Source organism: Burkholderia sp. IDO3 (genome assembly GCF_003366075.1).
GTDB classification, from domain to species: Bacteria; Pseudomonadota; Gammaproteobacteria; order Burkholderiales; family Burkholderiaceae; genus Burkholderia; species Burkholderia anthina.
This window is the reverse complement of record NZ_CP028963.1, coordinates 2,422,355-2,439,813: the sequence shown is the minus strand read 5'-3', so window position 1 is coordinate 2,439,813 and position 17,459 is coordinate 2,422,355. Positions and strand designations below refer to the sequence as shown.

Below are 17,459 nucleotides of genomic sequence, written 5' to 3'. Positions count from 1 at the left end.
CTGTATCCGTCAGATACAGCCTACGGGTTGTTAGAAAAGGGCGATCTGCTCGAACGGCATATCCGGCCACGTGTGCCAGGCTTTAACCGCGTTCTCGCGCCAGTGCGTGACGCGCATGTTCCAGTGCACGTGCAGCCCGCACACCAGTTTCCCGTCGAGCGGCACGATGTGATCGACGGTGTGCTGCTCGCCGGTTTCGCGCGTGCGCGCCTCGGCCGCCGCGTACAGCGCGCGGATAGCCGCGAGGTTCGCCCACGCCGGGGTCGCGCGACGCTCGCGTGCGCGCCGGCGGGCGCCGTGCATCCGGCTCGTGCGCAGGATCGGCGCGCGGCGCTTCACGGGCACGAACAGCGGGCCGACGTGATGGCCGCCGTGCAGGTCAAGCGGCATCTGCTGTTTCGGGTTCATAGTTCGGGTCCAGGTAGTCGGGGTCGCCCGGCTTGCGCTCCTCGCCGTTGCGCCGGAAGAAACAGCCGACCGTGCCGCGCCGGTGCTTCGTGCATTCGTAGCGTCCGGTCGAGCCCGTCCAGATGAATGCGCCGCACTGGCACTCGGTCGCGCAGGCTTCTTTCGCTCGGTTCTTGATCACGCGAAACTTCGTCCCGCCGCAGCCGGTGCACTTCCATCCGCGCACGTACTCGTCGGGGTGCTTCGGCAGCGTGAAGCGCCGTTTGCACTTCTCCCGACTGCAGCGGATGTGCACACGCCGGCGCGGCAGGATGACGCTCATTTCGCGGCAATCGATCGGGCTTTCGTCAGTGGCCGCAGATCGTTGAGCAACCGCTGGTTCTGCGTGGCCGTGCCTCGATAAACGAGATTCACGAAAACACGGTGGTCGTTACCGCGCAAACTCGGGTGCACCTCGTAGCCGGTCACGACGCAGACGTGGTCCTTGTCGTCGCGGCCGTGTTCGATCAGGACCAACGCGCCGATCGGCGGCAGCAGTGGTGCGCCATCCCATAGAACAGTGGTTCCGTTGTTCACGTCGATCTCCTGATAAGTAGTGCGAAGGTCCGGCGTCCCGATCTTTCCGCTGTCTGATTTCAGCGCTCGCGGTTTGCGCATGCCGTCGCCGTGCGGCTGACCTGCGGGCGACGACGGGTAGCGAGAAAGGGTTTTGTGCCGTGGCGCCGGCCACGGCTGGAGACGAGCGCCCCGCGTATCAGAGGGCGCCCGGGCGCGAGGCCCGGGGCTGCATTTAGCCGAGTTCGTCCTCGGTGTCCGCCGGCGCGGCTGCCTCGAAGTCGTCTTCGTTCGCGCGGCTCGCGCCCGAGAAGCTGTCGCCGGCTGCGTGGAACTGCACGCCCATCAGGCCGCAGCGGATGCCCGGGTTGGTCTTCGTCTGCGCGTAAATGTCGATCGTCGCGTTCACGTAGCAGCCGGCGTAGATGCGGCCTTCCTTGCCGGCGAGCCATTCGCCATTCGAATCGACGAGGCGCGCGGGCTTGTTGGTGTCCGGATCCGCGACGTTGTCGAGCAGCAACGGGCGGCCGTCGTCGCGCTTGCGGTGCGCGGCGATGTAGTTGTGGCCCTCGAAGCCGTCGAAGTCCTTCAGGTCGCCGTTCTGGTAGCAGAACTTGTTCGAATTGGTGCGGAAGCTTTCGACCATTGCCGGGCCTTTCTTCGGCCAGCCTTCGGCCGCGACCGCCTGGATTGCTGCCTCGATCGCCTTGTCGTTCTCGCTGCCTTTCTCGACGAGGAACGTCGCGCTGTAGCGGAACTTGCCGTCACCGGCTTCGAATTCTGCGGCCGTGCGCAGGTTGTTGATGAAGGCGATACGGACGTTGGTGAGCTTGACTTTCATGGGTGTGGCTCCTTCGGTGGAATAGGGGTTATTTGTCGAGACGCGCGATCAGCGCGTCAGCGATTGCGACTGCATCGCGTGCTACGCGGGCGACCGCACCCTCGTAGCCGAGACGGGTGTTGTCGATCAGTTCGAACTTCAACGTCGCCAATGCGGCAATGGCAATCTGTTCGCGGCGCCGCGCCGCTTTCGCGCGTTCTTCGGGTTCGCGAACGGCTCGAAGTTGGTCTGGTGTCATGCAAGGTCGCTCCCGTCGTCGGCCGCCGCGACTTCGAAGTCGTCTTCGGGCGGTTGGATTTCGAGGGCGGGGCGTGGGTCGGAATCCGGCGCGACCGACGGGCGGCCGTCACGCTGCACGATCAGGGCCTCGACCTTTTTCCAGCGTCGGGGCGATTCCTTCGACAGCAGCTTGTCGGCCTGCGTGGGGCTGATGAGCTTGAAGTTGTACATCTGGTCCTGCTTCAGGCGCATCGACTTCAGCAGCGCCTCGGCGGCTTCAGGCTCGTTCCACTGGCGTGCACCGCGGCGGCCGGCGACGAGCTTCACGCCCGGCACCGCGCGAGCCTGCAGCAGCTCGTGCTCGATGCGGCCGCGCACGGCCTTCGCCCACGAGTCGATCAGATCGAGCGACGCATAGACGACGCCGAGGCGTTCGTTGTCGAGCAGGTCGACGTGCTTCGGATCGGCTGCGCCGGCATCGGTGCCGCCCGCGAGTGCGTCCGCCACGGTGTCGAAGTCTTCGCCGATCGTCTGCTCGACGTGCGCGGCGAGCGCCGGGCACACCGCCTTGGCCTTGCAGAACTTGCACTGCTTCTCGCCCGGGTTGAAGTCGCTCCGGCTGAGCGGTGCGAGCTCGACGCTGTCGACGTACAGCAGCGCGCGCTCGGCGGCCGGCTTCGCGGTTTCCGAGATCCACGCGTGCAGGTCGGCCGGCGTCGTGGCCCACTCGCTCGGCTTCTCGTTCACACGCGGCTGGTGGATGACGATGTTGATACGCTCGAAGTCGTAGAACGCGCTGTGTTCCTCGTGCGCCGCGTCGGCGTAGATCATGGCCTGATAGTTGCGCTCGGCCTGCACCGCGACGCCGCGCCCGTACTTCAGGTCGCGCACTTCGATCTCGGCGCGGCCGTCCGGCCATACGGCGATGATCACGCAGTCGCTCGTGCCCTTCGCGCCGGCTTCGCCCGTGATGTGCTCGATCGACAGCCGTTGCTCGACGAGCAGTGTCACCTCGGCGCCGGCCAGTTCGAGCGCCGCGACGCGCTCGCGCACGCCGTCGAGGTACAGCTGCACGTAGGCGGCCATTTCCTCGTCGACTTCGAACGAGCGACGCGGCTCGGTGATCGTCTCGCCAGACTGCTCGTCACGGCCGATCACGACCGTGCCGACCGGGATTACCGTGCCGATGTGCTGCTCGGCGTCCTCGTCAGCGGTTAGGCACCACTTCGCGAGCTCGTGCGCCGCCGTGCCTTCGTCGGCATACTCGCTCGACTCGTCCGGCTGGCCGATCTGCGCGGCCGTCGACGCGCCGCACTCGATCCAGGTATAGGCCGACGAGGGGGACAAGAGCGCGTGCTCCTGATCCTCGACGACGGCCGCGATTGCGGTCTGGTTCATGCTGCCGCCTGTTCGGATTCGCGCGGATCGATCTCGCCGGCCAGCACGCGCAGGCCGTAGGCGAACACGTCCTCGTACTGGTCAGCGGTCAGGCCGCGCTTGCCGGGTTTCTCGCTGACGGCGTTCGCACCGAAGCGCGCGAGCACGGCCTCGGCGATCGCGCGGCCGTCGCCCGGGATCTTCGAGTTCAGGCCCGTGACGATCAGGCGCTTCACGTTTTCCTGCGTCGCCTCGGCGTCCTTCAGCTCGGCGTAGATTTCAGCCGTGTGATCTGCCCACGGTTGTCGCGCGCCGAGCGGCTGCTCGTCGCTGGATTTCGCGGGAGTCTGTGCAGACGTCGCGCCAGACTGCTTCGATTCGTTCGCGGTCTGCGCGGACCCCGAGGCATCGGCGGCAGGCGCATTCGCTGCCGTGCCCGACGTCGGCTTTTTTGCCGCGCCGGCTTCCTTGTCGTTCAGCTGCTTCTGCGCGGCGGCGACTGCCTGCACGCCGGGCGCCGAGTGCAGCGCGGCGCTTGCTTGCGCGGTTTGCAGTGCGCCGATCGACAGCAGGGCGGCGGTGAGTTCCTTGATCGCCGCGGTGTTGTCGGCGAGGGCCTGTTCGAGACTCATGTAAAGTACTCCTTAACGGTTGTGCGGCTCGCGGAGCCGCGGCAGGTAATTCAGTTCAGCACCAGACGACGTGCTTCCAGTCCACCACGCGCCGGATCTGCCAGTGACGCTGCAGCGCGGGGCGCTCCATGTCCGGACAAGCGACTTCGAGATAGCCGCCGGCGAGCGGCACGATCTCGGTGTGCAGGCGGTGGAAGTTCACGATCGCTGCGCGTTGTGCTTGCCGTGCTCGAACGCGAACAGACAGACAACTGCGGCGAGGAAAATGTCGGTCAGCAGACCGAGCACGAAATAGGCGGTGTGCAACACGACGATCTCCGATTCGGTGGGTGCGTCGCGTTAGGCAACGCTGTACACGAATCGTAGGTGACGCCATACCTCGGTGTCAAGCGATGCTGTACAGAAAGTGCGAAAAAATACCCGCTCGCGGCGGGTATCGGTTTGGCGGTCAGTGCGGCTTACACGAGCGGGCGCCACTGGCCGGTGACGACGCCGACGATCTCGGTCGTCTTGTCGAACGGAATGTAACGTGTCGGCCAGTTCGGGTTGAGTGCGTGCAGCATTGGGCCTTCGCTTTCGTCGAGCAGCAGCTGCTTGAACGTCGCCTTTTCACGGTTGCGGCGCGCGATCACCAGGCTGCGGTGCAGTGCGTCGCGCTCCGGATTCACGCTGATGAAGTCGCCGTCACGGAACGAGATGTCGCCGCCCGGGTTGTACATACTGTCGCCGACGACGCGCAGCACGAAGCCGTGCCGTCCGCTCGGGAATGGGCACGCGATCCAGTCCTCTGCGTCGCCCGGTTGAAAATTGTCCACGATCTCGCTCCATTCACCTGCCTGCACCCATGAAATAAGGGGCAGCTTTCCTACCGGCCATTCTGTAACGTTGCTTTCAACTTCGTCAACGTTTTTAAGCGGCTGCTGCGCTGCGCCACGCAGTCGGGCGCGTGTCACGGCAGAGGCAGTGTGGTGTTTCGGTGCATTCATATCGCCGTTCAGCAGGTATTCGACCGTCGTGTCGAGAACCTCGGCCAAGCGGACCAGCTTTTCGGAGTCAGGCTTGGAGCGCCCGTTTTCCCACTCGGACACGGAGCCGCGCGAAATCCCGAACACGTCCGCGAGCTGCTGTCCGGTCAAGAACTTCGCCGTGCGTAAGTCACGAATGCGGGTGCCGATGTGTTCGATTTTGGTCGTCACGACAAACTCCTAACTTTCAGTTGACTGTACGGCAGTGCATAACTACCATGTACAGCATTACCTGACATTGAACGGGGGCAACGTGTCACTCATCAAGGACGCAGTAACCGAGGCCGGCGGCGCAACCGCTGTCGCGGCGGCGTTCGGCATCTCGCGAATCTCCATCTACGAGTGGATCGACAAGGGCCGCGTGCCCGAGCTGCGCGTCCTGCGCCTAGCCGAGCTGACGAACTGGAAGTTCACGCCGCACCAAATTGCGCCGGCGCTATACCCCAATCCGCGCGACGGGCTGCCCGTCTAAAGTGTCAGGTACGACCTAACACGGGCCGAACATTAACCGAAAAATCAGGCACATACGGGAATACCCGTGTTGCCTGTGTGGGTATTCGTCCATGCAAAACGCATCCGAAACAGCAAATTGGGTCGGTATCGCGAGTGCCCGCCGACACCACATCCTCGCGCGGTTCTGCGCACATTTCCTATGAACAATGAGACTCTGGTCGCGGCGCTCGCGCCGATCGTTTCGCGCGTCGTCACTTCGCACTGCTGGATAAAGCGCGATGGGCCGCCGTCACACATTCGCAGGCCGCTGACGGCCGATCGGCTCGCGCATCACGTGAACGGTGGGCCGGCCTACGGCGCCGCGCAGATCGCGCCGGGCGAGTCGACGACGCGCGTCGCGTGTCTCGATCTGGATTCGCACAAGGGCGAGACGTCGTGGTACGACATGCAGGTCGCGGCGCTGCGCGTGATGACGCAGCTCGAGGCGCGCGGCATGCGCCCGATCCCGTTCCGCTCGTCCGGTGGGGCGGGGCTGCACATCTACATGCTGTGGGACGAGCCGCAGGACGCGTACAGCGTGCGGTGCCTGCTGCGTGATGCGCTCGCCGCGTGCGAGCTGCGCGACGGCACGAAGGGCGTCGCGGCCGGACAGGTCGAGGTGTTCCCGAAGCAGAACAGCGTGCCGAGTGACGGCTTCGGCAACATGTTCGTGCTGCCGCTGGCCGGCGCGTCGGTGCCGCTCGATTCGTTCGAGCTCGACGACATGCCGAAGGAATACGCGGCGGAAATGGATTGGCCGGTGAGCGCGCCGGTGCCGCACGTCGCGCGCGAGGAAATCGTGATGCCCGGCGCGGTCGACGTGCCGGTCGAGCTCGAAACGCTGAAGTCGGCGCTCGACATGATCCCGAACGCAGGTGATGACGAGCTCGACTACGAACAGTGGCGCGACGTCGTGTTCGGGATCCACCACGCGGCGCGCGGCGACGACGCGGGCCTCGCGCTCGCGCACGAGTTTTCGGCTCGCTCGAGCAAGTACAACCCGCGATTCCTCGACGAGCGCGTATGGCCGCACATCGGCAAGACCGGTGTCGACGAGCGCGCACCGATCACGGGCCGCACGGTGCTGCACCTGGCGCGCGCGCACGGCTGGCAGGAACCGATCGAAGACGATTTCGAAGTTGCCGCCCGCGTCGAGGCGGTCGCCGTTGGTGCGCCGCGCGCTGCCGCGCCGGTGGCCGAGACCCGCGACGACGCACCGTTCGATGATGACGACGTGATCTTCGTGCAATCGGATCCACCGCCGGCAAAGCCGCCGCGCGCCGGGAAAAAGAAGGGCGCCGACGAGCCGCCGAAGGGCTACCGCGCGCGCACGGAGTTCGGCAACGCCGAGCGGATGCTCGATCGCTTCGGCGCAGGCCTGATGTACGTGCCCGAGCTGGAAGCCTGGTACATGTGGACGGGCGTCTACTGGCGCCGCGCCGTACAGGTCGAGCTCGAGAACATGGCGAAGGAGACGATCCGCGCGCTGCCGGATGAGGCCGACGAGCTGCAGACGGCCGAGGAACGGATCGAGTTCTTCAAGTTCTGCGCGGTGTGTCAGAAGGCCGCGATGGTGTCGAACATGATCCGCCTGGCCGCGTCCGATCCGCGCGTCGTCGTGCCCGTCACCGAGCTCGACCGCCACACGCACCTGCTCGGCGTCGCGAACGGCGCCGTCAACCTGCGCACGGGCGAGCTGCTGGCGCCGGACAAGGAACACCGCATCACCGTCGTCACGCCGGTGTCGTACGACCCGCGCGCGGCCGCGCCGCTGTTCGAGCAGACCGTGCGCGACGTGTTCTTCGACGACGCCGAGCAGATCGAGTTCTTCCAGCGTCTCATCGGCTACGCGCTGATGGGCGTGCCGCGCGAGGATTTGCTCGCGATCCCCTACGGTATGGGTTCTAACGGGAAGTCGACCGTGCTCGGCGCGATCCGTTCGGCGTTCGGCGGGCACGCGAAGTCGGCCAGCGCCGAGACGTTCCTGTCGGCCGGCGCGGGTGGCGGCGGCTCGGCCGGTGCCGCGCGCGAGGATCTGCTGCGCCTGCGCGGCGCGCGCTTCGTCTACGTGAGCGAGCCTGACGAGGGCAGCGAGCTGCGCGAGGGGCTGATCAAGAGCATGACAGGCGGCGACCCGATCCCGGCGCGCGGCATGTACGCGAAAGCGACGGTCGAGATCGTGCCGACGTGGGTCGCGTTTATGCCGACCAACCATCGCCCGATCGTGAAGGGCGACGACCATGCGATCTGGCGGCGCCTGATGCTCGTGCCGTTCACCCGGAATTTCGACCGCGACCCGGACGTCGTGAAGGATCCGGCGCGCGCCGAGCGCATCGCGGCCGAGCTGGCCGGCGTGCTCGCGTGGTCCGTGCGCGGCGCGCTCGCGTACCGGGCGCACGGCCTCAAGCCGCCGCGGTCTGTCGCCGCGGCACGCGACGCATACAAAGCCGACATGGATCTGCTCGGCGAGTGGATGGACGAGCGCTGCAAGGTCGACAGTGGGGGCGCAGCGTCGAACGAGGATTTGTGGCGATCCTGGCGCTCGTTCGCCGAGCAGCGCGGCGAACTGCGATTTATTGCCAATTCGCGCGCGTTGGCGCGTCGCCTTGGTGCGCGCGGTTTTTTGCAAGTTAAAGACTCACACGGAATTCGTGGGCGCGGATTTGCAGGAATTTGCGTGGACGACGAAGTGGACTTCGAAGGTTGTGACCTTGGTTGAGTGAACGCGCAGAAATTTGCGCGTTGTTGGTGGGCACGGGGCCGCAGTTGCGACGTTAGCGACGATAAACCCCCACTTTTCATAAACTTTTTGTCTCTATAGGAGCGAGAAAAGTTTAGGGAAAAACGGGTTTTATCGTCGCTAACGTCGCAAACCGGAAGGCGCTAAAAATTGCACGTTAAGTTGTACGAATTTACGAGTTTGACTTTACCGGAGCGATGAACAATGCTCCGGTCAACGATGAAGGAAGGGCAAACCATGACCCAAAGCGGAATTGATTGGCGCGAGGTGCTGTTCGACCTGCGGCGCCTCGACCTGATGCCGAAAGACGTGGCGCGCGAACTGCGTGGCGTGATCAGCGAGCCCGCCGTGCGTGCGTACACCGAGGAAGTGTGCGAGCCGTCGCACGTACGCGGTGAGCTGATCCTCGATCTCTGGTGCGAAAAGACGGGCAAGCGGCGCATAGACGCGCCGCGCCGGCCGATCGCGCTGCGTTCGAACCCTCTGGCGCGGGTGGTGCGGGCATGAGCAAGCTGACCGCAAAGCAGCAGCGATTCGTCGACGAGTACCTGATCGACCTGAACGCTACAGGCGCCGCGCGGCGCGCCGGATACAGCGAGCGCAGCGCCGCCGCGATCGGCGACGAGAACTTGCGGAAACCTGCGATCCGCGCCGCAGTCGACAAAGCGATGAAAGAGCGCGGCGAGCGCACGCGCATGACCGCCGACCAGGTGCTGAAACTCGCCGAGTCGATGTTGCTCACCGACGTGAATCAGCTGATCTCGTTCCAACATCGCTGCTGCCGACATTGCTGGGGCGTCGGCCACGCGTACCAGTGGAAGAACGAGCGCGAACTCGCGCTCGCGATCAACGGGCACGCGCGGGCGATCGCAGCCGCGAAGAAGGCCAAGGTGCCGCCGGACGCGTGGCCTGCGCCGCCGGATGAGTCGGGCGGCCTCGGCTTCGATCCACGTCGCGATCCGCACGCCGATTGCCCCGAGTGTTTCGGCGAAGGCATCCAGCACGAGGTGATCGCGGACACGCGCAAGCTGTCGCCGGCCGTGCGCGCGCTCTACACGGGCCTGAAGCGCACGAAGGAAGGCTTCGAGATCAAGACGCAGTCGAAAGACCGCCTGGTCGAGCTGATGTTCCGGCATCACGGTCTGCTGAACGACAAGCTCGAACTGACGAAGCCGCGCGTGCGCGTGAAGGATCTGACGGGCCGAAAGAAGGACGGCGGGAAGGCGTCGTAACGCGTTGAAATCCGCAACGGCGATTTAAAGCGATCCGTGATCGCCTTATCTGGCGGGCGCTGCGCGCCGCGCAACATACGAAAACCGCGCGCAGCTACCCACTTAGCTACCCATTCGACGGGCGCGACGCCCGGTTTTCCATGAGCGAAATCGAATTCCACTACAAGCCGCAGGGCGCCGAACTCGAGCGCTACATCCTGTCCCGCGCGTCGCGGTCGTTCATCATGGGCCCGCTCGGCAGCGGCAAAACGAACGCGAGCTGCTGGAAGGCGTTCCGCATCATGTGCGAGCAGGAGCCCGACGCCGACGGCGTGCGGCGCTCGCGCGGCGCGGCCGTGCGGAACACCTATCCCGACCTGCTGTCGACGACCGCGAAGGACTGGCTCGACATGTTCGGCGACCTGGGCCGATGGGTGGGCGGCGGCCTCGAACCGCCGACGCACTACCTGTCGTTCGAGCTCGAGGACGGCACGACCGTCGAAGCCGAAATGGTATTCATCGCGCTCGATCGCCCCGAGCACGAGCGCAAGCTGCGCGGCATGCAGCTGACGTTCGCGTGGCTGAACGAGGTGAAGGAGCTCGCGAAGCCGATCCTCGACATGCTCGACCTGCGCGTCGGCCGCTATCCGAAGGACGTGCACCCGACGTGGTACGGCGTGTTCGGCGACACCAACGCGCCGGACTCGGACCACTGGTACTACGTGCTGGCCGAGGAAACGAAGCCCGAGGGCTACGCGTTCTTCCGCCAGCCGGGCGGCGTCATCCGCGACGGCGATCGGTGGGTCGTGAACGCGGACGCCGAGAACATCGACAACCTGCCGGCGCGGTACTACGAGCGCGGCATGGAGGGCAAGAAATTCGACTGGATCAAGGTGAACCTTGGCAACCAGTACGGGTTCGTCGTCGACGGTCGGCCGGTGCATCCCGACTACGCGGATTCGCTGCACTGCAAGCCGTTCGAGCTGTCGAAGTCGCAGCCGCTCTGGATCGGCATGGACTTCGGCCTGACACCGGCCGCGGTGATCGGGCAGCGCAAACCGATGGGTGGCTGGCGCATCCGGTCGGAAGTCGTCGCGACGAGCATGGGCGCGAAGAAGTTCGGCATCGAGCTGAAGCGGCACCTCGCCGAGATCTACCCGGGCTTCGAGATCGGCGGCATCTACGGCGACCCGGCCGGCGACCAGCGCTCGCAGGCTGACGACGAGGACACGCCGTTCCGGATCCTGCGCGCTGCAGGCTTCGAGGCGAAGCCCGCGCCGACGAACGACACCGCGCTGCGCTATGGCGCTGTCGACGAGGCGCTGACGCGGATCATCGACGGCGAGCCGGGGCTGCTGATCCACCCGGATTGCCGTACGCTGCGCAAGGCGCTGTCGGGCGGCTACTGCTTCCGCCGCATGGCAGTGAGCGGCGAGCGGTACGCGGACAAGGCTGACAAGAACATGTACTCGCACGTGGCCGAAGCGAGCCAGTACCTGCTTGTCGGCGCGGGTGAGCACAAGCACCTGGTGCGCGTGAAGCGATCGAGCGGCAAGCGGCCGACGCGCGCGACGACGGACTAGAATCGAAGTTCAACCACAGGAGGGTGTATGGCGCTTGTCGTCGATTCAGCAACCCCGGAAATGGCGGGGATCAGCATTCCCAAGCTCCAAGTCGTGTTCGGCATCCGCGACGAGGGCAACGGACAATTCGTCATCTACGCCCGTGCCGGCAACCGCGACATCGAAGTGCCGTTCAGCGATGCCGCCAGCTTCGCGCAAGCACTCGAAATCGCCGGATCTACGTTGCCCGCCTGACACCCCGCCGCAACAACGCACGATTCTGCGTGCGTGACCGCCTAGCCTCTTCGGGAATCTCCGGAGAGGCGCATGAATTTCCTCGGGCTCAGCCCTGACATCCCGGCAGCAGCCCCGCTGCCCGACAACACGCAAGCGACGACCGACACCACGGCGGCCGCCGACGACGCTACCGCGAAGCTGCGCAAGCGCCGAGGCACCGCCGCGACGATCCTCGCCGGCGACTCCACGTCGGTTGCTTCCTCGTCCGTCAACGCGCCCGCGGCCAGCGCCGCCGGCAAAGCCATGCTCGGCCAATGACGAACGACGACGCGAAGCTGCTGCAGGCGCTGAACGCCGACCACGGCCGCATGAAGGAAAAACGGCAGTCGTACGAGGCGGTGTGGAACGACGTCATCGACTACCTGATGCCGCGCCTCGACAAGTTCGGCCAGCTGCCGCGCCCGGACAGCGAGAAGGGCCGCGAGCGCTCGCAGAAGATGTTCGACTCGACCGCACCGCTCGCGCTGCGCAACTTCGTCGCCGCGATGGATTCCATGATCACGCCGGCGACGCAGATGTGGCACCGGCTGAAGACCGGCGACACCGCGCTGAACGAAGCGGCGGCCGTGAAGGCGTATCTGCAGCAGGTCGTGCACACGCTGTTCGGCGCGCGCTATCGCTGGCAGGGCGGCTTTGTCACGCAGATGGGCGCGACCTACCAGAGCATCGGCCTGTTCGGGCCCGGCGCGCTGATGATCGAGCACGACGTCGGCGAGGGCATCGTCTATCGCAACGTGCCGATGCAGCGCCTCTGGTTCGCCGAGAACAATGCCGGGCTGATCGACAAGACGCACGTGCAGTGGGAACTGACGTTGCGCCAGGCCGCGCAGCGCTTTGGCCGCGAGAACCTGTCGCCGTCCATGCAGTCGGCGCTCGAGCGTGACCCCGAGAAGTCGGCGATCTTCTATCACGCCGTCGAACCGCGCGCCGATCGCGATACGCGCAAGCTCGACGGCCGCAACATGCGATTCGCATCGTACTGGCTCGACGAAGGCCGCGATCGGATCATCCAGAACAGCGGCTTTCGCACGTTCCCGTTCGCGATCGGGCGCTTCTACGTCGGCACCGCCGATGTGTACGGCGGCAGCCCCGCGTACGACGCCATGCCGGACATTCGCATGGCGAACGACATGGCGAAGACCAACATCCGCGGCGCGCAGAAGATGGTCGACCCGCCGCTGCTCGCGAGCGAGGACGGCGTGCTCGAAGGTTTCGACCTGCGTTCCGGCTCCCTGAATTGGGGCGGCCTGAACGAGAAGGGCGAGGAAATGGTGAAGCCGCTGCTTACGGGCAAGCAGGCGCAGATCGGCATCGAGTTCTCGCAGGACACGCGGCAGACGATCAACCAGTGGTTCTACGTCACGCTGTTCCAGATCCTCGTCGACAGCGGCGACATGACCGCAACCGAGGTGCTGCAGCGCGCGCAGGAGAAGGGCGTGCTGCTCGCACCGACGCTCGGCCGCACGCAGTCGGAACTGCTCGGCCCGATGATCGCGCGCGAGATCGACATCCTCGCAGAAGCCGGCCAGCTGCCGGAAATGCCGCAGGAACTGATCGACGCCGGCGCGAACGTCGACATCGATTACGACAGCCCGCTGAACAAGGCAATGCGTGCTGGCGAGAGCGCCGCGACGCTGCAGTGGCTGCAGCAGCTCGGCATCGTTGCGCAGTTCGATCCGCGCGCCGCGAAGGTGCCGAACGGTCAGCGCATCGCGCGCCTGCTCGCCGATTCCGGCGGGGTGCCGGTCGAGGCCATGAACACCGACGAGGAACTGCAGGCGCAGGACGCTGCCGACGCGCAGGCCGCGCAGATGCAGCAGATGCTCGCCGCAGCGCCCGTGGCCGCCGGTGCAATCAAGGATCTCAGCGACGCGCAGGTGAACGCGCAAACGGCGAGGGTGTGATGCGCGCACCCGTGAGCCGCTTTCTCCGATTCTGGAACCGCCGTGAGCAATACCGGCGGTGCTTCTGCGACGAGCGCGGGAAGTTGACGCCGGCCGGCGAGGCCGTGCTCGCGGATCTCGCGCAGTTCTGCCGCGCCAACCAGTCGACCGTGATCACGTCCCCCGTGCAGCGAACGATCGACCCGCTCGCGACGATGGTCGCCGAGGGCCGGCGCGAGGTGTTCGTGCGCCTGATCCAGATCCTCGGCATGGACGACGAACAGCTCAACTCCCTGAAGGACGAGGCCCCCGAATGAATCTCGTATCGATGAAGCTCACGCCGGCCGAAGCGAAGGCCGAAGTCACCGAAGACACCGCGCTCGCCGCGCCCGAGGATCAGCCGGCGTATCCGTGCGGGCTGTCGATCTACCTGGACGACGAGGTGCTGGCCAAGCTCGGCATGACCGCGCTGCCGGACGTCGGGGTGCCGCTGACGCTGATGGCGCGCGTCGAGGTGTGCAGCAAAAGCCAGTACGAGAACCAGAAGGGCACCGACACCAGCCTGTCGCTGCAGATCACGGATATGGCGCTCGCACCTGAAACGCAATCGCCCGAGCAGCGCGCCGCCAAGTTCTACAGCAACACCCCGACGACCTGACCAGGAACCAGCATGGACAACCAGCACAAGCACATCAAGGGCTACCGCGATCTGTCGCAGTACGAGATCGATCTCATGAACGAGATCAAGGCAAAGGGCGCGGAACTGCTCGCGTTGCAGGCGCGGCTCACCGGGCTCATCGATACGCAGTGGGAAACGAAGCGCGCCGATGCGATTCGTTCGCTCGACAGGCCCGAGGCCGCCGGTGTTTCGATCTACGCGGGCGCGACCGACGAGTGCCGCGAGTTCCGGCGTTTCAACGAGGCCGAACCGCGGCGCTGGGCCGATATCGGCAAGACCGACATCCAAACCGGCGTGATGGCGCTCGTTCGCGCCGTGGCGCAGCCGGCGAGCTAACGCCTCGGCCACAACCAACCGATTCAGGAGGTTCCATGTTTTACCGCATGTTCCGCAAATTCCGGCTGCTCGAAGGCGAGTCCGGCACGACTGGCGAACCGACCGGCGGTGCGCCGGCGGCAGCTCCCGCAGCAACGGGCGCGCCGGCCGGCGAAGGTGGTCAGCCTGCAACCGGCGCTGCGCCGGCCGACGGCAACACTGCCGCAGCAGGCACGCACGATTCTGCGCCCGCGTGGCTGCAATCTATCGCCGACGCTGAGCTGCGCCAGTTCGTCGAGGCCAAGGGCTTCAAGGATGTGGGCGACGCAGTGAAGGCGATGCGTGAGTTTGAAGCGAAGCATGCGGCGCCGGCGACCGTCGAAGAATACCAGCTCGGCGACGGTGACTTTGCGAAGACCGCAGCGACGTGGTTCCACGAGGCCGGTATCCCGGCCGAGGCCGCGAAGGCGCTGGCCGCGAAGTGGAACGGATACGTCGGCGAGCAGAACACGGCAGCCGAGGCCGCGCGACTGGCGAAGGGCGAAGCGGAGCTCACCGCGCTGAAAGGCGAATGGGGCGACAGCTACGACAGGAACGTCGAGCTCGGCCGTCAGGCGATGCGGAAGTTTGGTGTGTCGGCCGAGGTGATCGACAAGCTCGCCGGTGCATCCGGCGACGCGGCGGCGATCAAGGTGTTCTCGCAGATCGGCGCGTCGCTGAGCGAAGGGACTTTGAATCCGGGTGGCGATGGCGGCGGCAGCGGCGCGGCGCTCACTCAAGAACAACGCGCTGCGAAGTTCTACGCCAACACGAAAACGTAAGGAGCATCCATGCCTACTCTTGCAACGAACAACCCGACCCTCGCGGACATCGCGAAGGGCCTCGATCCGGACGGCACCGTCGCACAGACGATCGAGATTCTCGACCAGACGAACGAGATCCTCGCGGACGCGACGTTCGTCGAGGGCAACCTGCCGACGGGCAACCGGACGACGATTCGTTCCGGTCTTCCGACGCCGACGTGGCGCAAGCTGTACGGCGGCGTTCAGCCGACGAAGGCCACGAAGGTGCAGGTCACGGACAATTGCGGCCAGCTCGAAGACTACGCAGAAGTCGACAAGGCTGCCGCCGACCTGAACGACAACGCGATGGCGTTCCGTCTGTCGGAGGATCACGCGCACATCGAGGGCATCAACCAAGAAGCCGCGCAGACGCTGATCTACGGCAACGAAGGTTCCGCGCCGGCCGAGTTCACGGGCCTCGCACCGCGCTACAACTCGCTCGCCGCGCAGAACGCCGACAACATCGTCGACGCTGGCGGCACGGGCGCCGACAACACGTCGATCTGGCTGGTCGTGTGGGGCCCGAATACGGCGCACATGATCACGCCGAAGGGCTCGAAGACCGGGCTCACCGTGACCGACAAGGGCCAGGTGACGGTCGAAAACGCCGACGGCAATGGCGGCCGCATGGAAGCGTACCGCACCCACTACAAGTGGGATCTCGGCTTCACGCTGCGCGACTGGCGCTACGTGGCGCGTGTCTGCAACATCGACGTGTCCGATCTCGCAACGTCGGCGAATACGCAGGCGCTGATCCGCTACATGATCATGGCGTCGGAACGCATCCCGCAGTTCGGCATGGGCCGCGCTGCCTGGTACGTCAACCGCAACATTCGCGAAAAGCTGCGCCTCGGCATCATCGACAAGATCGCGAACAACCTGACGTGGGACACCGTGTCGGGTCAACGCGTGATGATGTTCGACGGCATCCCGGTGCGCCGCACGGACGCGATCCTCAACTCGGAATCGCGCGTCGTCTAACGCGGCGGGGCGGCGCTACGGCGCCGTCGGCATCCACCGAACCCATTCGAAAGGACATCGCAATGTACATCGACTCGCTTCTCGAATTCTCGCGTGCGCAGGCGCTGTCGGCGTCGGGCGCATCGCAGAACATCATCGACCTCGGCAGCGACCGCGACATCGGTCCCGGCCGTCCGCTGTGGATCGTCGTCGCTGTCGCGGTTGCTGCGGTCGGTACGGGCACGTACCAGATCGACCTGGAAACCGACGACAACTCCGGTTTCTCGTCGCCGACGAAGATCGCCTCGGTTTCGCCGGCCGCTGCCGCGCTGACCGCTGGCCAGCGTCTCGTGATCGGTATGCCGTTCGCGAACGAGCGCTATCTGCGCCTGAACTACACGCTCGGTGGCACGTCGCCGGGCGTGACGCTCAACGCGTTCCTGACCGATCAGGATCCGACGGCGTGGCAGGCGTATCCGGACGGCATCGCGTAAGCGACGCTGGCTGATCGATGGGCGGCAGTCGCCGCCCTCTCAACGCACACAACGAGGTAAAACATGCCGAAGGTTAAGGCAATTCAAACGGGCTTCTACCGCGGAGCGCGCAAGCGCGTTGGCGAAGTGTTTGAGGTCGAGAAGGGCGAAAAGGCTCGCTGGTTCGTTCCGTCCGACGAGGCGCCGACGGGCCCAAAAGCCCGTGGTCGCTCCGACGGCACGTTGAGCACGGATCCGAAGAATGGTTCCGACTCGTCCGACGCGCAGGCCGGCGACGATCTGCAATAACGGACTGACGAATGGCGTCGCAGGTAGGCATCGCGAATCGCGCGCTGACCAAGCTCGGGTCGGCGCGCATCACTTCGCTCGACGAGGACTCGAAGGCAGCGGCCGCGCTGAATTCGATGTACGACGACGTGCTCGACGCGTGCCTGCGTGAGCACGTCTGGTCGTTCGCGAAGACCCGCGCGCAGCTTGCGGCGCTCGCCGATGCGCCGCTGTTCGGGTTCGGCTATCAGTACCGACTGCCCGCCGACTTCATTCGCCTGATCCAGATCGGGCAGTTCCTTATCTATCCGCGTACCGACACGCGCGGGCTGTTCAGCATCGAGAACGGCAACCTGCTGACCGATCTGCAAGCGCCGCTCGCGATCCGATACGCGAAGCGCGTCACCGATCCGAACGCGATGGATCCGCTGTTCCGCGAGGCGTTCGCATGTCGCCTCGCCGCCGAGGCGTGCGAAACCCTGACGCAGAGCTCGACGAAGCGCCAAGCCGCATGGGCCGAGCACGAGCAGGCGATCACGAAGGCGATCCGCGTCAACGCGATCGAACGCCCGTCGCAGCCGATCGGTGACGACACGTGGCTGGAATCGCGCAACGGCGTGCCGTACCTGGCCGAAACCCCGATCGTACGTAGTTAGGAGG

25 protein-coding genes are annotated in these 17,459 nt (G+C 65.6%); 16 read left to right on the top strand and 9 right to left on the bottom strand.

Annotated elements, in window-relative coordinates; all coding sequences use genetic code 11:
• Positions 1 to 30 precede the first annotated feature (30 nt).
• From DCN14_RS26010 to DCN14_RS25975, 9 genes are all read right to left on the bottom strand, one after another.
• Entirely contained in the window at positions 31 to 408 is a 378-nt protein-coding gene (locus tag DCN14_RS26010; RefSeq protein WP_205212603.1) for a hypothetical protein, read from the bottom strand.
• Positions 380 to 730: a hypothetical protein gene (locus tag DCN14_RS26005; protein WP_096508862.1), complete on the bottom strand. Its 351-nt coding sequence runs from the start codon at positions 728 to 730 to the stop codon at positions 380 to 382. Before DCN14_RS26005 ends, DCN14_RS26010 begins: the two co-directional genes overlap by 29 nt.
• Positions 727 to 1,065 carry a hypothetical protein gene (locus tag DCN14_RS26000; RefSeq protein ID WP_205212602.1) on the bottom strand — a complete coding sequence of 113 codons (339 nt, stop codon included), beginning with the start codon at positions 1,063 to 1,065 and terminating at the stop codon, positions 727 to 729. The genes DCN14_RS26005 and DCN14_RS26000 overlap by 4 nt, the downstream gene beginning before the upstream one ends.
• A 133-nt stretch (positions 1,066 to 1,198) precedes the next feature.
• Positions 1,199 to 1,804: an ssDNA-binding protein gene (locus DCN14_RS25995; protein WP_096508861.1), complete on the bottom strand. Its 606-nt coding sequence runs from the start codon at positions 1,802 to 1,804 to the stop codon at positions 1,199 to 1,201.
• A 28-nt stretch (positions 1,805 to 1,832) separates the two neighbouring features.
• A complete protein-coding gene (locus DCN14_RS25990; RefSeq protein ID WP_096508860.1) occupies positions 1,833 to 2,042 on the bottom strand; it encodes a hypothetical protein in 210 nt (69 codons plus the stop codon).
• Positions 2,039 to 3,421 (bottom strand): DUF2800 domain-containing protein, encoded by a 1,383-nt coding sequence (locus DCN14_RS25985; protein WP_096508859.1) that lies wholly within the window; start codon positions 3,419 to 3,421, stop codon positions 2,039 to 2,041. Before DCN14_RS25985 ends, DCN14_RS25990 begins: the two co-directional genes overlap by 4 nt.
• A complete protein-coding gene (locus DCN14_RS25980; RefSeq protein WP_096508858.1) occupies positions 3,418 to 4,032 on the bottom strand; it encodes a hypothetical protein in 615 nt (204 codons plus the stop codon). The genes DCN14_RS25985 and DCN14_RS25980 overlap by 4 nt, the downstream gene beginning before the upstream one ends.
• Before the next feature lie 55 nt (positions 4,033 to 4,087).
• Positions 4,088 to 4,234 carry a hypothetical protein gene (locus tag DCN14_RS38110; RefSeq protein WP_162826211.1) on the bottom strand — a complete coding sequence of 49 codons (147 nt, stop codon included), beginning with the start codon at positions 4,232 to 4,234 and terminating at the stop codon, positions 4,088 to 4,090.
• Positions 4,235 to 4,490: 256 nt separating this feature from the next.
• The gene (locus tag DCN14_RS25975; RefSeq protein ID WP_096508857.1) at positions 4,491 to 5,228 is read right to left on the bottom strand and encodes an XRE family transcriptional regulator; all 738 of its coding nucleotides are present in this window, start codon (positions 5,226 to 5,228) and stop codon (positions 4,491 to 4,493) included.
• An 82-nt stretch (positions 5,229 to 5,310) separates the two neighbouring features.
• Here DCN14_RS25975 and DCN14_RS25970 point away from each other — a divergent pair, with 82 nt between their 5' ends.
• From DCN14_RS25970 to DCN14_RS25900, 16 genes are all read left to right on the top strand, one after another.
• Positions 5,311 to 5,529 (top strand): Cro/CI family transcriptional regulator, encoded by a 219-nt coding sequence (locus tag DCN14_RS25970; protein ID WP_096508870.1) that lies wholly within the window; start codon positions 5,311 to 5,313, stop codon positions 5,527 to 5,529.
• Positions 5,530 to 5,709: 180 nt separating this feature from the next.
• On the top strand, positions 5,710 to 8,268 hold the full coding sequence (locus tag DCN14_RS25965) for a phage/plasmid primase, P4 family (RefSeq protein ID WP_240327349.1): 2,559 nt from the start codon (positions 5,710 to 5,712) through the stop codon (positions 8,266 to 8,268).
• Positions 8,269 to 8,526: 258 nt separating this feature from the next.
• Entirely contained in the window at positions 8,527 to 8,796 is a 270-nt protein-coding gene (locus DCN14_RS25960; protein ID WP_240327348.1) for a hypothetical protein, read from the top strand.
• Positions 8,793 to 9,521 (top strand): terminase small subunit, encoded by a 729-nt coding sequence (locus DCN14_RS25955; protein WP_096508855.1) that lies wholly within the window; start codon positions 8,793 to 8,795, stop codon positions 9,519 to 9,521. The genes DCN14_RS25960 and DCN14_RS25955 overlap by 4 nt, the downstream gene beginning before the upstream one ends.
• 140 nt (positions 9,522 to 9,661) lie before the next feature.
• A complete protein-coding gene (locus DCN14_RS25950; protein ID WP_096508854.1) occupies positions 9,662 to 11,083 on the top strand; it encodes a TerL in 1,422 nt (473 codons plus the stop codon).
• A gap of 27 nt (positions 11,084 to 11,110) precedes the next feature.
• Positions 11,111 to 11,317, top strand: a complete 207-nt coding sequence (locus DCN14_RS38105; protein ID WP_143331748.1) for a hypothetical protein — start codon at positions 11,111 to 11,113, stop codon at positions 11,315 to 11,317.
• A 72-nt stretch (positions 11,318 to 11,389) separates the two neighbouring features.
• Entirely contained in the window at positions 11,390 to 11,617 is a 228-nt protein-coding gene (locus DCN14_RS25945) for a hypothetical protein (RefSeq protein ID WP_096508853.1), read from the top strand.
• Positions 11,614 to 13,263, top strand: coding sequence for a portal protein (locus DCN14_RS25940; protein WP_096508852.1), 1,650 nt, complete (start codon positions 11,614 to 11,616; stop codon positions 13,261 to 13,263). The genes DCN14_RS25945 and DCN14_RS25940 overlap by 4 nt, the downstream gene beginning before the upstream one ends.
• Positions 13,263 to 13,559: a hypothetical protein gene (locus DCN14_RS25935; RefSeq protein WP_096508851.1), complete on the top strand. Its 297-nt coding sequence runs from the start codon at positions 13,263 to 13,265 to the stop codon at positions 13,557 to 13,559. Before DCN14_RS25940 ends, DCN14_RS25935 begins: the two co-directional genes overlap by 1 nt.
• Positions 13,556 to 13,900, top strand: a complete 345-nt coding sequence (gp10, locus tag DCN14_RS25930) for a capsid staple protein (RefSeq protein ID WP_096508850.1) — start codon at positions 13,556 to 13,558, stop codon at positions 13,898 to 13,900. The genes DCN14_RS25935 and gp10 overlap by 4 nt, the downstream gene beginning before the upstream one ends.
• 12 nt (positions 13,901 to 13,912) lie before the next feature.
• On the top strand, positions 13,913 to 14,257 hold the full coding sequence (locus DCN14_RS25925) for a hypothetical protein (RefSeq protein WP_096508849.1): 345 nt from the start codon (positions 13,913 to 13,915) through the stop codon (positions 14,255 to 14,257).
• Positions 14,258 to 14,292: 35 nt separating this feature from the next.
• A complete protein-coding gene (locus DCN14_RS25920; RefSeq protein ID WP_240327346.1) occupies positions 14,293 to 15,057 on the top strand; it encodes a hypothetical protein in 765 nt (254 codons plus the stop codon).
• 9 nt (positions 15,058 to 15,066) lie between these two features.
• A complete protein-coding gene (locus DCN14_RS25915; protein WP_096508848.1) occupies positions 15,067 to 16,059 on the top strand; it encodes a major capsid protein in 993 nt (330 codons plus the stop codon).
• Positions 16,060 to 16,121: 62 nt separating this feature from the next.
• Positions 16,122 to 16,532: a Bbp16 family capsid cement protein gene (locus tag DCN14_RS25910; protein ID WP_096508847.1), complete on the top strand. Its 411-nt coding sequence runs from the start codon at positions 16,122 to 16,124 to the stop codon at positions 16,530 to 16,532.
• Positions 16,533 to 16,595: 63 nt separating this feature from the next.
• Positions 16,596 to 16,820, top strand: coding sequence for a hypothetical protein (locus tag DCN14_RS25905; RefSeq protein WP_096508846.1), 225 nt, complete (start codon positions 16,596 to 16,598; stop codon positions 16,818 to 16,820).
• An 11-nt stretch (positions 16,821 to 16,831) separates the two neighbouring features.
• On the top strand, positions 16,832 to 17,455 hold the full coding sequence (locus DCN14_RS25900) for a hypothetical protein (protein ID WP_096508845.1): 624 nt from the start codon (positions 16,832 to 16,834) through the stop codon (positions 17,453 to 17,455).
• Positions 17,456 to 17,459: the final 4 nt, after the last annotated feature.

Coding starts and splice junctions, on each gene's coding strand:
- DCN14_RS25955 (WP_096508855.1), top strand. CDS start 8,793: ATGAGCAAGCTGACCGCAAAGCAGCAGCGATTCGTCGACGAGTACCTG.
- DCN14_RS25925 (WP_096508849.1), top strand. CDS start 13,913: ATGGACAACCAGCACAAGCACATCAAGGGCTACCGCGATCTGTCGCAG.
- DCN14_RS25905 (WP_096508846.1), top strand. CDS start 16,596: ATGCCGAAGGTTAAGGCAATTCAAACGGGCTTCTACCGCGGAGCGCGC.
- DCN14_RS25980 (WP_096508858.1), bottom strand. CDS start 4,032: ATGAGTCTCGAACAGGCCCTCGCCGACAACACCGCGGCGATCAAGGAA.
- DCN14_RS25960 (WP_240327348.1), top strand. CDS start 8,527: ATGACCCAAAGCGGAATTGATTGGCGCGAGGTGCTGTTCGACCTGCGG.
- DCN14_RS25920 (WP_240327346.1), top strand. CDS start 14,293: ATGTTTTACCGCATGTTCCGCAAATTCCGGCTGCTCGAAGGCGAGTCC.
- DCN14_RS25995 (WP_096508861.1), bottom strand. CDS start 1,804: ATGAAAGTCAAGCTCACCAACGTCCGTATCGCCTTCATCAACAACCTG.
- DCN14_RS38105 (WP_143331748.1), top strand. CDS start 11,111: ATGGCGCTTGTCGTCGATTCAGCAACCCCGGAAATGGCGGGGATCAGC.
- DCN14_RS25990 (WP_096508860.1), bottom strand. CDS start 2,042: ATGACACCAGACCAACTTCGAGCCGTTCGCGAACCCGAAGAACGCGCG.
- DCN14_RS25950 (WP_096508854.1), top strand. CDS start 9,662: ATGAGCGAAATCGAATTCCACTACAAGCCGCAGGGCGCCGAACTCGAG.
- gp10 (WP_096508850.1), top strand. CDS start 13,556: ATGAATCTCGTATCGATGAAGCTCACGCCGGCCGAAGCGAAGGCCGAA.
- DCN14_RS26010 (WP_205212603.1), bottom strand. CDS start 408: ATGAACCCGAAACAGCAGATGCCGCTTGACCTGCACGGCGGCCATCAC.
- DCN14_RS25935 (WP_096508851.1), top strand. CDS start 13,263: ATGCGCGCACCCGTGAGCCGCTTTCTCCGATTCTGGAACCGCCGTGAG.
- DCN14_RS25910 (WP_096508847.1), top strand. CDS start 16,122: ATGTACATCGACTCGCTTCTCGAATTCTCGCGTGCGCAGGCGCTGTCG.
- DCN14_RS25945 (WP_096508853.1), top strand. CDS start 11,390: ATGAATTTCCTCGGGCTCAGCCCTGACATCCCGGCAGCAGCCCCGCTG.
- DCN14_RS25915 (WP_096508848.1), top strand. CDS start 15,067: ATGCCTACTCTTGCAACGAACAACCCGACCCTCGCGGACATCGCGAAG.
- DCN14_RS26000 (WP_205212602.1), bottom strand. CDS start 1,065: ATGCGCAAACCGCGAGCGCTGAAATCAGACAGCGGAAAGATCGGGACG.
- DCN14_RS25940 (WP_096508852.1), top strand. CDS start 11,614: ATGACGAACGACGACGCGAAGCTGCTGCAGGCGCTGAACGCCGACCAC.
- DCN14_RS25965 (WP_240327349.1), top strand. CDS start 5,710: ATGAACAATGAGACTCTGGTCGCGGCGCTCGCGCCGATCGTTTCGCGC.
- DCN14_RS26005 (WP_096508862.1), bottom strand. CDS start 730: ATGAGCGTCATCCTGCCGCGCCGGCGTGTGCACATCCGCTGCAGTCGG.
- DCN14_RS25985 (WP_096508859.1), bottom strand. CDS start 3,421: ATGAACCAGACCGCAATCGCGGCCGTCGTCGAGGATCAGGAGCACGCG.
- DCN14_RS25900 (WP_096508845.1), top strand. CDS start 16,832: ATGGCGTCGCAGGTAGGCATCGCGAATCGCGCGCTGACCAAGCTCGGG.